Raw genomic sequence first — 11,761 nt, forward strand, 5'->3', positions numbered from 1 at the left:
GTCGCCGCGGCGGTGGCGGCGCTCGTCGCGCTGCCGGCGGGCGCGGCGCTGCTGTGGGAGGACGGTCCTCGGGTGTTCGACGGCCGGGCGGGGGCGCTCACGGCGAGCGTGGCGCTGGACGAGCAGACCTGGGGCACTCAGGTGGCGCTGCGGATGGACCGGCTCGACGGACCGCGCCGCTGCGAGCTGGTGGCGGTGGGTCCGGGCGGTGCGGAGCAGACGGTGCTCAGCTGGTCGGTTCCGCAGGGCGGTTACGGCTTCCCGGGCCGCGACGGTCATGAGCGGCCGCTGCTGGCCGAGGGCGGTACGGGGCTGCGGACCGACCAGATCCGGCGGTTCGAGGTCCGGACGCTGGACGGCGAGCGGTTGTTGTCGATTCCCGCCGATTAGGGGCTGCTCGTCCGGCCGGCACGCAGGGTGCGTGCATGTCCCGCCGGGCGCGGTGCTACTTGAGCAGCCGGGACATCCGGCGGTCCGCCAGCGGTTTGCCGCCCGTCTGGCACGTGGGGCAGTACTGGAGCGAGGAGTCGTGGAAGGACACCTCGCGGATGGTGTCCCCGCAGACCGGGCAGGACTCGCCGGTCCTGCCGTGCACGCGAAGGCCGCTCTTCTTCTCCGACTTGAGCCGCCCCGCGGCCACTCCCTGCGAGCGTTCCACCGCCTCGGCGAGCGTGGAGCGCATCGCCTCGTACAGCGTGTGCAGCTCGTCGGCGGTGAGCTTGTCCGCGATCTTGTACGGGGACATCCGGGCCACGTGCAGGATCTCGTCGCTGTACGCGTTGCCGATGCCCGCGATCAGGCTCTGGTCGCGCAGGGCGCCCTTGATGCGGCGGCGTTCGCCCTCGAGCAGCGCGGCGAAGGCGGCCTCGTCGAAGCTCTCCGCGAGCGGGTCGGGTCCGAGCCGGGCGACTCCCGGGACCTCCTGCGGGTCGTGCACCACGTACGCCGCGAGGCGCTTCTGTGTGCCGGCCTCGGTGAGGTCGAAGCCCCGGCCGTCGTCGAGCGCGACGCGCAGCGCGAGGGGGCCTTTGCCCGGCTTCGGCGGGCCGTCGGGCAGCCGGTCCTTCCACTGCAGCCAGCCCGCGCGGGCCAGGTGGGTGATGAAGTGCAGTCCGTCCAGATCGAGGTCGAGGAACTTTCCGTGCCGCGCGATCGCGGTGACCGGGCGGCCTTCGAGGGCGCTCAGCGGCGGGTCGTACGTCTTGAGCACGCTGATCGCCACGGGCAGGACGCGGGCGATACGGGCGTCGCCGAGATGTTCGGTCAGGAAGCCCCTGAGGGCCTCCACCTCGGGGAGTTCAGGCATGCGTCCAGGTTGTCACGGGGCACTGACAGGCGCGTGCGTTCCGGGTCCGCTCCCCCACATCCCTGCGCCACTGGCCGGACATCCTGGTGGCTCTTGCCAGCGTCTCCCATATCCGGGATACGATCCCGGATATGGGAGACGACATCGACGCACGCCTGGCTCAGCGCCTGGCCGCACTGCGGACCGAACGCGGCTGGTCCCTGGACGAGTTGGCCACGCGCTCCGGTGTCAGCCGGTCCACCCTGTCGCGCCTGGAACGCGGGGAGATCAGCCCGACGACCTCGCTGCTCAACCGGCTGTGCGCCGCGTACGAGCGCACCATGTCGCGACTGCTCACCGAGGTCGAGGGCGAGCAGGCACAGCTGGTGCGGGCCGGACAGCAGCCGGTGTGGAACGACACCGAGTCCGGCTTCGTACGGCGCTCCGTCTCCCCGCCCCACGCGGGCCTGCGGGGCGAGCTGGTCGAGGGGACGCTGCGTCCCGGTGCGGACATCTCCTACGACGGCCCACCGGTGCCCGGTCTGGAACAGCACATCTGGGTGCTCGCCGGCGCCATGGAAGTGACCGTCCAGAACGAGACGTACGGCCTGGGGACCGGGGACTGTCTGCGTTTCCGGCTGTGGGGGCCCACGCGCTTTCGCTGCACTTCGGACGAGCCCGTGCGCTATGTCATCGCCGTGGTGCTGCCATGAGCGGCATAGAGCGGTTCTCGCCGCGTGAGCGCCGGGTGCTCGCCGTCTGTCTGGCGGCCGGATTCACCTCTCTGCTCGACCAGTCGGTGCTCAACATCGCGGTGCCCGCGCTGCGGGACGCGCTGTCCGCCGACGCCTCCCAGCTGCAGTGGATCGTGGCCGGGTACTCCCTCGCGTTCGGGGTGGCGCTGGTGCCCGGCGGGCGGCTCGGCGATGTGCACGGACGCAAGCCGTTCTTCCTCGCCGGGATGGCGCTGTTCGCCGTCGCGGGGGTGCTGTCCAGCTGCGCGCAGGACGCCTGGCTTGTCGTCGCGGCCCGCCTCGTCCAGGGTCTGGGGGCCGGTCTGGTCAACGCGCAGGTGATCGGCACCATCCAGGACGTCTTCACGGGAGCGGCCCGTGCCCGGGCGCTCGGGATGTACGCGGTGACGGCCGGTCTGGCCACGGCGCTGGGCCCGCCGGTGGGCGGTGCGCTGATCGCGGCGGCCGGGGCGGAGCCGGGCTGGCGGCTCGCGGTGCTGCTCAATGTGCCCTTCGCCCTGGCCACGCTCGTCGCCGCCGTGCGCTTCCTGCCGCGGCCGCGTCCGGGCAACGCCGAGGCGGGACTTGATCTGCCGGGGGTGGCGCTGTTCGCGGGTCTGACCGTCCTGATCATGCTCCCCTTCATCCGGTCCACGGGGTACCTCGCCTACGGAGCCGGCGCCACCGCGCTCGCCGCGGCGCTGGTGCTCCAGCAGCGGGGGCGGGCCCGCTCCGGCCGCCGCCCGCTGGTCCATCCCGCGCTGACCCGCTCCGCGCCGTACGCGCTCGGTACGACGGTGGCGATGGCGCAGTTCGGCGCCTCGCTGGCCGGCGGCATGGTCCTGGCCGTCTTCCTCCAGGGCGAACTCGGGCTCTCCGCGATGACGGCGGCCCTGGTGATGCTGCCGCAGGCGCTCGGCATGGGGGCCACCTCGACCTTCGCCTGGCGTGTGGTGCGCCGGTACGGCGAGCACCGCGTGATCACCTCCGGTCTGGCGCTCTCCGCGCTGGCCCTGCTCTCGGGCGGGCTTTCGACGCTGTACGTACCGGCCGGGCCGCTGCCCTGGGTCCTCGCCGTGTGCCAGCTGTGCGCCGGTGCCGCGACCGGTTTCACGGTCGCTCCGACCCAGGCCCAGGTGCTGCGGCACGCACCCGCGGAGGCGGCCGGGGTGGCCGGCGGTCTGCTGCAGATGTCGCAGCGGATGGCCGCCGCGGTCTGCATCAGCGCGGTCTCCGGCCTGTATCTGCACGCCTCGGGCCCCGCCGCGGATCTCGCCGGGATGCGCCGGGCGTTCTGGCACGCGTCGCTCGCCTGCACGGCGATCGTCACGGCCGGTCTGCTGGTCTCCGTACTGAATCGCCGTCGGACCACGGCGCCCGCGCAGCCGCAGGTGCCGCTCGCGCCGCCGCAAGGAAAGGAACTCACCCCGTGACCACGCAGACCTCGGCCCCCGCGACGACGCAGACCTCGATGTCCGTGACATCGCAGACCACAACCGTCGAGCGACTGTCCGCCGACGCCCTGGACACTTGCGCCGACGAACTCGGTGAGCTGCTCGCCGCGACCGTGGCGGGCGGCGCCTCACTCGGCTTTCTCGCCGGTTTCGGGCGCGAGGAGGCCGCCCGTTGGTGGCGCGGCCTTGCGGCCGAGGTCGCGGACGGCCGGCTGCTCGTCTGGGTCGCGCGCTCTGACGGCCGGATCGACGGCACGGTCGGCTGTGTGCCCGTGCTCAAGGACAACGGCCGCCACCGCGGCGAGGTCGTGAAGCTGATGGTGGGGCCGCACGCCCGCGGCCGCGGTCTCGCGGGCCGCCTGCTCACCACGGTCGAGGCGTACGCGGCCGGAGCCGGTCTGACGCTGCTGGTCCTGGACACGGAGACGGGCAGTGCGGCGGATCGGCTGTACCGGGCACAGGGGTGGACCGAGACGGGGACGGTGCCGGACTATGCGGCGGACCCCTCCGGGAAACTCATGCCGTCGACCTTCTTCCACAAGACGCTTTCCGCCCAGCCGTCCGCCTGACCGGCCGACTGGCCACCTGGCCACCTGGCCACCTGTCCGCTTGACCGGCCGAGCGGCTGCGGACGACTGGCCGCGAACGGCTGACCGGCCGCCTGGCCGCAAACGACCGGCTGCCGCGCCCCGTAAGACCGCCAACTGGCTTCGGACAACCGGCAGTTGACCACGGACGATCGCCGGCTAGTCGCAGACGACCGACGGCGCCAAGGCCTGCGTCTCCCACGGCGGCGGGTGGTAGCCGGACCGTGCCCGCAGATGATCGGCGTGGGCGAGATGGTGGGCCGCGGCCGCGGGGTCGCCGTCGGCGTGGGCGATGGCCGCGAGTACGAGGCGGGCGCGGCATTCGGCCGGGCGCAGCCGCAGCTCGTCGGCCGCGGTCAGGGCGAGTTCGGCGTGGTCCGCCGCGATGGCGGTGTCGCCCTGGGCGAGGTGGACGCGGGCGAGGCCGATATGCGCGTCGGCCTCCTGGTGACGGTACTTCCGGCGGCGGCTCAGGAGCAGCGCCTCCTCCAGATGACGGCCCGCCCGCCCGGGGTCCGCCGCCATCAGGTCCAGGCTGCCCGAAGTGACCAGGCTGTCGATCTCCTTGGCCGTGTATCCGAAGGCGCGCGACATCTCAAGTGCCCGGACGGCGTGCGTACGGGCGAGACCGAGGTGTCCGCGGTCGCGGTGCACACGGGCCAGGATCTCGTGCGTGGCGGCCTCGTTGTGCTGCTTGCGGTGCTCCCGGCACAGGCGCACGGCCTCGGTGGCGTCGGCCAGTGCGTCCTCGTACCGGCCGAGACCGTGCAGGGCCACCGCGCGGCCGGTGAGCGGACCGATGCCGGCCACCGCGTGCTCGTGCTCCGCCGAGGTCGCGATCGCCTCGGTGGTGAAGGCGACGGCCTGCTCCAAGTTCCCCAGGTACGTGTGGGACTGGCCCGCGAGGTCCAGTACGGGGCACAGCTGCGCGGGCATCTCGAGGCCTCGGTATATCTCGATGCTGCGGTGCAGATGGTCGACGCACTCGGCCACATCGCCGCGCAGCCCGTGCTGGACACCGAGGTTGGCCAGGACCGCGGCCTCGCCGGGCGCGAAGCCGCCGTCGTGGTAGCGCCGGCGCGCGAGATGGAAGTGGCCGAGGGCCGCGGTGAAGTCCCCGGCGTCCTGGGCCAGTGAGCCCAGGCTGAGCCGCATCGCCGCCTCGGCCAGCACATCGCCTGCCTCCACGGCCGCCCGCAGACCTGCCGTTGCCGCCGTCCGCCAGTCGGTGTGGTGCTGGCGGTAGTAGAAGTACATCCGCAGCTGGTCGGCGAGCAGCCAGGCGGTGGCACCGGGCCCCTCCTTCGCGGCGCGGGTGATGAGGGCGACCAGATTGGCGCGCTCCTCGTCGAGCCAGGCCGTCGCACCGTGCCGGTCGGCGAAGCGGCCGGATGCGGCGCGCTGCCGGGGCAGTTGCAGCATCGCCGCGTAGTCGAAGGCGGTCGCGGCGTCGGCGGTGGCCAGATACCAGTCGCACAGCCGCTGCCAGGCCGCCGCACGGTCCGGGTCGGCGGCGCCGTGCTCGGCCGCGTAGAGCCGCAGCAGATCGTGGAACTGGAACCGGTCGGCCGCGGTGCGCTGGACAAGCCCGGCCGTCGCCAGCTGGTCGAGGAGCTCCTCGGTGTCGTACGGGCGGACCGGTCCGAGGAGCGCGACGGCCGCCTCCGCGCTGAAGTCCGCTCCGGGGTGCAGCCCGAGGAGACCGAAGAGCCGGGCCGCCTGGGGTGCAAGGGTGGCGTACGAGTGGTCGAAGGCGGTACGCACGGCGGCCTGACGGTCGCCCGCGATGGACAGCTTGGCGAGACGTCCGTCCTCGGCCAGTTCGGCCGCGTACGCGGACAGGGAACGTCCCGGCCGTGCGGCCAGGTTGGCGGAGGCGATGCGCAGGGCCAGGGGAAGCCGGGCACACAGGTCGGCGAGCCGCTCGGCCGCCGCCGGTTCGGCCCGTACCCGCTGCTCGCCGAGCGCGCCGGTCAGCAGATGGTGGGCCTCGCCGGGATCGAGGACGTCGAGCGGTACGGGGCGGGCCGCGTGGCTGGCGATGAGGCCGCGCAGATCGAAACGGCTGGTGATCAGCACCGCCACTCCGGCGGTACCGGGCAGCAGCGGCCGGATCTGCTCGGCGTCCGCGGCGTCGTCGAGCACGAGGAGCACACGGCGGTCGGCGGTCCTGCTGCGGAAGGCCGCCGCGCGGTCCTCCGCGGACTCCGGGATCGCGGCGGGGTCCTGCCCGGAGGCACGCAGCAGTGCGGCGAGCACCTCGGACGGTTGGCGCGGCCGTTCACCGGTGCCGAGGAGCCGCACGTACCACTGCCCGTCGGGGAACACCGGCCGCAGACGGTGCCCCAGGTGCACGGCGAGGGCCGTCTTGCCCACGCCGGGCGAGCCCGAAAGGACCACCGGACGCGCGGCAGGGGTGGTGAGCAGCTCCTCCAGGCGCCGCACCAGTGCGGCCCGTCCGACGAACCCCCGTACCGCGAGCGGCAGTTGGCACTGCACGGACCAGTCGGCCGCCTCCGCCGGAGGCGGCGCCGCCTGCTGTACCGGGGTCGTGAGGGCCGTGTCCCCGGCGAGGATCGCCTCGTGCAGTTCCTGGAGCCGGCCGCCGGGGTCGATGCCGAGCTCCTCGCGCAGCAGCCGGCGCACCCGGCGGTAGTGGGCGAGCGCGTCCGCCTGCCGTCCGCAGCGGTACAGCGCGAGCATGTGCTGGGCGGCCATCCGCTCGTCCAGCGGGTGGGCGGTACAGCGTGCGGACAACTCGGCCTGGAGTTCGGCGTGCCGGCCGAGCCGCAGCCGCAGGTCGGTGCAGTCGAGATCCGCGGCGAGCCGCTCCCTGACGAGGGCCTCCCGGGTGGCGTTGAACCAGGGGGTGTCGGCTCCTGCGACGGGCTCGCCGCGCCAGAGACCGAGCGCTTCCTCGTACGCGTCCAGCGCGATGGCGTCGTCGGCCTCGGCGCGCGCCGCCGCGAGCAGCCGCCGGAAGCGGTGCACATCGATGGCCTGCGGGTCGGCGTTCAGCACATAGCCGCCCGCCAGGCGGTCGATGGCGCAGGGCAGCAGGCGGCGCAGGCGGGACAGATAGCTGTACAGCGTGTCCTTGGCGCGCTTCGGCGGAGCGTCGGCCCAGACCCGCTGGACGAGCTGGTCCACCGGTACCGCGCGCCCCACGTCCATCAGCAGGGCCGCGAGCACGGACCGCTGCCGTGCGGGCCCCAGGTCCATCTGCCTGCCGTCGGCCACCGCCTCGATGCCGCCGAGCAGTCGAAACTCCATCGCCCAGCCCCTGTGTCCCGCGCCGCGCCCTCTCGGGGGCGTTCCCCGCAGGGGATTCTAGATCCTTGCAAGGTCTGTTCAGGGTCCGTCGAGCACTGTCGACGGTGAGCACGGGGGCACTGCGGCGGCGAGCACGGGGGCCGCCGCAAGAGCGCCCGCGGCTGCCGCATCGGGGGACGGCAGCCGCGGGCCGGCGGTACGGGGACCGCTCAGCGCATCGCCTTCTCGAACCACGCCACGTCCCAGTACCGCCCGAACTTGCGTCCCACCTCGCGGTGCGTACCGGCGGGCTTGAAGCCGAAGCGTTCGTGCAGCTTGAAGGAGGCCTCGTTGGGGACGGTGATCCCCGCGTACGCGCGGTGGACGTCCTCCTCGGCGAGGGCCTCGAAAAGGGCTCCGTACAGCCGGCTGCCGAGACCGCGGCCGCCGTACTCGGGGGCGAGATAGACGCTGGTCTCGACGGACGTGAGGTACGCGAGCTTGGGACGGAAGGCGCTGCTGGTCGCGTAGCCGACGACCTTGCCGTCCTCCTCCGCGACGAGCAGCCGGTGCGGGCCCTGCGCGGGGTGGGCGAGCAGCCAGTCGCGGCGATGGTCGACCGTGACCGGGTCGACGTCGAAGGTGATCGGCGTCTCGACGATGTAGTGGTTGTAGATCCGGGTGAGCTCTTCGAGATCACCCTCGTGCCCCGGCCGTATCCGCGCCGTCGTGCTCTGCTGCATGCGTGCCTCCTCGACCGCGACGGTACCGCAGCGCCGCGGCCTGCCGCGAACTCGTTTGCCCAGGTCAGAGGTGACGCGCGGGAACACGATTCCGGGGGTGTGGACATCTCACCCCCGGCGGGATGTCAGGATGGGACGCATGACAACCAAGGTCTACTTCGACATCAGCATCGACGACGCCCCCGCCGGGCGGATCACGTTCAACCTCTTCGATGACGTCGTCCCGAAGACTGCGGAGAACTTCCGCGCGCTGTGCACCGGCGAGAAGGGCTTCGGCTACAAGGGCTCCCCGTTCCACCGCGTCATCCCCGAGTTCATGCTCCAGGGCGGTGACTTCACCAACGGCAACGGCACCGGTGGCAAGTCCATCTACGGCGAGGAGTTCCCCGACGAGAACTTCCAGCTCAAGCACGACCGTCCGGGCCTGCTCTCGATGGCCAACCGCGGCCCGAACACCAACGGCTCGCAGTTCTTCGTCACCACCGTCCTGACGCCGTGGCTCGACGGCAAGCACGTGGTGTTCGGCGAGGTCGCCGACGACGAGTCGATGAATCTCGTCCGCAAGATCGAGTCCCTCGGCTCGGGCAGCGGCACCACCCGCGCCTCGATCACCGTCGCCGACTCCGGCGTGCTCTGATCGCATATAAGCCCTCGGTGGCCCCGGTCCGACGCTCGGACCGGGGCCACCGGTGTGTCCGGCCGGTGCGTCAGGCCCCGTCGGCCTCGGCGATCCGCAGGTCGGCCGCGCTCGCGATGAGCACCTCGGCCCGCTGCGTCACCCCGTTCACCGTGACCGCGAGAGTCACGCTGCCCGGCCGTAGCGCGGTGAGTGCGCCCGTGGCCGGGTCGTACGCGGCGACGTGCCGGCGCCGGGCGTCGTCCGGGTCGCCGATGTACACGTTCGGCGATCCGGTCCAGTCCGCGCTCACCGGGAAGGCGACCGGGACCTGACGGCTGCCCTGGGTGACCGTCGCCTCGACGTCCCCGCTCTGTCCGGGCGCGAGCGTCTGCGGTGCGGTGAGTGCGAGCGAATCCGTGTGCGCGCGGGTCTGCACCGAGATCCAGTCGGGGCCGCCCTGCCACGGCCGCTGCCGCGCCTCGGCCTGCTCGGTCCGCGACACACGGTCGACGCCGACCAGGGACCAGCCGGTGAAGCCGCCCTTGTCCGCGGGACCCGCGGGGTTCTTCCCGGAGTTGCCGTTGATCAGATACGGCACCGAGTCGATGTGCGCGGCATGGAACACCCCTACGTGGCTGCCGATGAACGCGGCGCCCTTGCCCGACGCACGGCGGAAGTCCGCGAGCCACTGTTCGAGCAGCGCGGCCTCCTTGCGGTCGCCGAGCTGGCTGCCCTTCTGCGGGGTCGGGTCGCGCGGCGGTACGTGCTGGATGACCGCGACCGAGGAGACCGCGGGATCCTTCGCCGCCTGGTCGAGTGCGGCGCGCAGCGCCTTGATCTGGGTGAAGCCGCCGCCGCGCAGGGACAGGCTGGAGGTGTCGAGGGTGACGAACCGGGTGCCCTCGTGGTCGAACACGCGCTGGGCGGGGCCGAATTCGGCGGTGAAGTTGTCGATCTTCCCGCCCATCACCTCGTGGTTGCCGGGCACGTAGTACCAGGGCACCGTGTCGCCGAGCTCCTCGGTGAGGATCGTCCGGGCGAAGGCGAGGTCGGCGGGGGTGCCCTCGTCGACGAGGTCGCCGTTGATGACGAGGAAGTCGGGCCGGGCCGCCTTGATCTCGCGCAGGGTGCGGCGGGCCTGCTGGACGATCGGGCTCCCGGGCTCACGGGCCACGAACTGGGCGTCGGACATCACCGCGAACTGCCAGTCACGGCCCTCCGTCCCGGCTGCCGAGTCGATCAACTCGTCGGCCACGGTGGGCGGTTCGGGCACCTGGACGCTGGGCGGGACCTGGGCGGTGAGCTCGTCGATGACGACCTCGCCGGTGTACTGCTTGGCCGCGGTGGCCTCCGCGAGATAGAAGCGAACCATCGACAGCGGCATCGGTGTGCTCTGCGGCACGGTGAAGGTGACCTGCTGCCAGCCTGTCCAGGTGACGTACGGGCCGCGCAGCACCAGATCGGATCCGGCGCCGTCCTTGAGGTGCAGGCTGGGCCAGGCGCCCTTGCCGTCGCCCTTGATCCACAGCTTGAACGACTGCGGGCTGCCGGGGACCGCGATGCGCTGGGGCGGGGTCAGATAGGCGGCGCGGGTGGCGGTGGAGAGCGAGAAGTCGTACGTCACCTTGAGGCCGGTGCCGGTCCGCCCCTCGGGCGTCGGCTCGGCCTTCCCGGCGGCGCGGGCGTGGCTGAAGGTCCAGTTCGCGGCGTCGTCGAAGCCGGCGACGGGCTGTTCGTCGAGGCCGACGCTGACGACGAGCAGGGTCTCCTTGCCCTGGACGGTGGCCTTGATCTGGCCGGCGCCCTTGGCGCTCAGGGGCTTGACGGTGAACGCTCCGCGTCCGTCCTCGCGTATCTCGAACTGCGTCCGGTCGTAGTCGAGCCGCACGTCGCGCGGCTCTATGGGCGCGCTGGTGCCGTGCGCGTCATACCCGACGAGCCCGAAGGTGCCGGTCGCCGAGGCGTCGGCGAGGCCGACGCGGCGGGTGGTGGGTTCGATACGGGCGAGGTCGTCGACGACCGTCAACTCGGTGCTGCCGTGGGCGGATCCGCTGCTCGCGCGGACCTCGGTGGTGCCGCTGCGGCGGGCGGTGAAGAGTCCGTCGTCCGAGACGCGGCCGATGTCCGCACGCTCGGCCCGCCAGTGCGGCCGGCCTGCGGCGGGCCCGTAGGTCTCGTCGTACCCGGCGGCGGTGAGTTCTCGGCTGAGACCGGGGAAGACGCGCTCGGGGTGGCCGCCGCGCACCGGGTCGGCGGTCGGTGCGGCGAGTACGGGCGTACGGGTCTCGACCCAGTAGCCCTTGAGCCGGCCGCTGCCGTCGGGCGCGGTGAGCGCGAGGCCGTTGGGTACGGTGCGTTCGCTGCCGTCGGAGGGGCTGTTCTCCACCTGGAGCGCATCGCTGCCCGGTTCGCGGGCGATGAGCGTGGAGGAGCCGCCGCCGTCGAGGTTCAGGGCGTTGTGCGCTCCGGCCTGTTTCATCATCACGCCGAGCTCGGTGAGGGTGACGCCGCCGCTGTCCGCCTGGCGGCCGTCCACGGTGAGGATGTGCATCCGGCGGCCGTCCGCGGAGAAGCCGACGGCGGTACGCGGAGCGGCGGTGTTGTTCCCCTGGCCCTCGTGGTTCTGGGCGACGCCGTCGACGACGAGGAGTTCCCGTCCGCCGACGGCCGTGCGCGGCACTTCACCCTCGGTCCTCGGCCGGTACGCGATGCCCACGGCGTCCCCGGCCCGGAGACCCTTGAGCACCTCGGCGCCTGCCTCGCGCCCGACGAGCACGGTGGTGTCCGGGGCGATCGGTCCGCTGCCGACGCGGTCGCCCACCGAGACGACCTTGCCGTCCTCGACGAGTGCCTCGGCCACGGGGGCCGCCTTGTCGACGGTGAGTGCCCGGTCGGCCGTACCCCATGCGTCGGTGTACGCGCCGATGCCGCCGGCCGGTACGTTCGCGGCGTTGTACGCGGCGAGCGCGTGCTCGCCCTGCGGGACGGTCAACGTCCCCTCGAAGTAGACCTCGAGGACCCGCCCGGCATCCTCGGGCCCGATGCCCACGGCGCGGTGCGCGCCCGGCGCGGGCGACTGCACGAGCT

8 protein-coding genes and 1 pseudogene are annotated in these 11,761 nt (G+C 72.8%); 5 read left to right on the top strand and 4 right to left on the bottom strand.

Annotation, left to right across the window (positions count from 1 at the left end; all coding sequences use genetic code 11):
• Nucleotides 1–390, top strand: a pseudogene (locus ABT367_RS37870) (hypothetical protein); the annotation flags it as partial.
• 55 nt (nucleotides 391–445) lie between these two features.
• Here the strand turns inward: ABT367_RS37870 and ABT367_RS37875 are convergent.
• Nucleotides 446–1,306, bottom strand: a complete 861-nt coding sequence (locus ABT367_RS37875) for an Fpg/Nei family DNA glycosylase (protein ID WP_352258084.1) — start codon at nucleotides 1,304–1,306, stop codon at nucleotides 446–448.
• A 131-nt stretch (nucleotides 1,307–1,437) separates the two neighbouring features.
• Between ABT367_RS37875 and ABT367_RS37880 the strand changes: the two genes are divergently transcribed.
• Genes ABT367_RS37880 through ABT367_RS37890 form a run of 3 tightly spaced genes read left to right on the top strand, consistent with a single transcriptional unit; the run spans nucleotide 1,438 to nucleotide 4,042 of the window.
• Complete coding sequence (locus ABT367_RS37880) at nucleotides 1,438–1,998, top strand: helix-turn-helix domain-containing protein (RefSeq protein ID WP_352258086.1); 561 nt, start codon at nucleotides 1,438–1,440, stop codon at nucleotides 1,996–1,998.
• Nucleotides 1,995–3,452 (top strand): MFS transporter, encoded by a 1,458-nt coding sequence (locus tag ABT367_RS37885; RefSeq protein WP_352258087.1) that lies wholly within the window; start codon nucleotides 1,995–1,997, stop codon nucleotides 3,450–3,452. Before ABT367_RS37880 ends, ABT367_RS37885 begins: the two co-directional genes overlap by 4 nt.
• 38 nt (nucleotides 3,453–3,490) lie before the next feature.
• Nucleotides 3,491–4,042, top strand: coding sequence for a GNAT family N-acetyltransferase (locus ABT367_RS37890; protein WP_352258094.1), 552 nt, complete (start codon nucleotides 3,491–3,493; stop codon nucleotides 4,040–4,042).
• A gap of 177 nt (nucleotides 4,043–4,219) precedes the next feature.
• Here ABT367_RS37890 and ABT367_RS37895 read toward each other — a convergent pair whose 3' ends face one another.
• The gene (locus ABT367_RS37895; RefSeq protein ID WP_352258088.1) at nucleotides 4,220–7,333 is read right to left on the bottom strand and encodes an AfsR/SARP family transcriptional regulator; all 3,114 of its coding nucleotides are present in this window, start codon (nucleotides 7,331–7,333) and stop codon (nucleotides 4,220–4,222) included.
• Between the two features lie 209 nt (nucleotides 7,334–7,542).
• Nucleotides 7,543–8,055, bottom strand: a complete 513-nt coding sequence (locus ABT367_RS37900; RefSeq protein WP_352258090.1) for a GNAT family N-acetyltransferase — start codon at nucleotides 8,053–8,055, stop codon at nucleotides 7,543–7,545.
• 139 nt (nucleotides 8,056–8,194) lie between these two features.
• Between ABT367_RS37900 and ABT367_RS37905 the strand changes: the two genes are divergently transcribed.
• The gene (locus ABT367_RS37905; RefSeq protein ID WP_352258091.1) at nucleotides 8,195–8,692 is read left to right on the top strand and encodes a peptidylprolyl isomerase; all 498 of its coding nucleotides are present in this window, start codon (nucleotides 8,195–8,197) and stop codon (nucleotides 8,690–8,692) included.
• Nucleotides 8,693–8,762: 70 nt separating this feature from the next.
• Here ABT367_RS37905 and ABT367_RS37910 read toward each other — a convergent pair.
• A partial coding sequence (locus ABT367_RS37910) for a phosphodiester glycosidase family protein (RefSeq protein ID WP_352258093.1) occupies nucleotides 8,763–11,761 on the bottom strand: 2,999 nt, incomplete at its 5' end.

This window comes from Streptomyces mesophilus (assembly GCF_040300965.1).
In the GTDB taxonomy this organism is placed as follows: Bacteria; Actinomycetota; Actinomycetes; order Streptomycetales; family Streptomycetaceae; genus Streptomyces; species Streptomyces mesophilus_A.

What these genes read in the sequence shown, in the direction of transcription:
- ABT367_RS37875 (WP_352258084.1), bottom strand. Translation starts at nt 1,306, where the DNA reads ATGCCTGAACTCCCCGAGGTGGAGGCCCTCAGGGGCTTCCTGACCGAA.
- ABT367_RS37880 (WP_352258086.1), top strand. Translation starts at nt 1,438, where the DNA reads ATGGGAGACGACATCGACGCACGCCTGGCTCAGCGCCTGGCCGCACTG.
- ABT367_RS37885 (WP_352258087.1), top strand. Translation starts at nt 1,995, where the DNA reads ATGAGCGGCATAGAGCGGTTCTCGCCGCGTGAGCGCCGGGTGCTCGCC.
- ABT367_RS37890 (WP_352258094.1), top strand. Translation starts at nt 3,491, where the DNA reads ATGTCCGTGACATCGCAGACCACAACCGTCGAGCGACTGTCCGCCGAC.
- ABT367_RS37895 (WP_352258088.1), bottom strand. Translation starts at nt 7,333, where the DNA reads ATGGAGTTTCGACTGCTCGGCGGCATCGAGGCGGTGGCCGACGGCAGG.
- ABT367_RS37900 (WP_352258090.1), bottom strand. Translation starts at nt 8,055, where the DNA reads ATGCAGCAGAGCACGACGGCGCGGATACGGCCGGGGCACGAGGGTGAT.
- ABT367_RS37905 (WP_352258091.1), top strand. Translation starts at nt 8,195, where the DNA reads ATGACAACCAAGGTCTACTTCGACATCAGCATCGACGACGCCCCCGCC.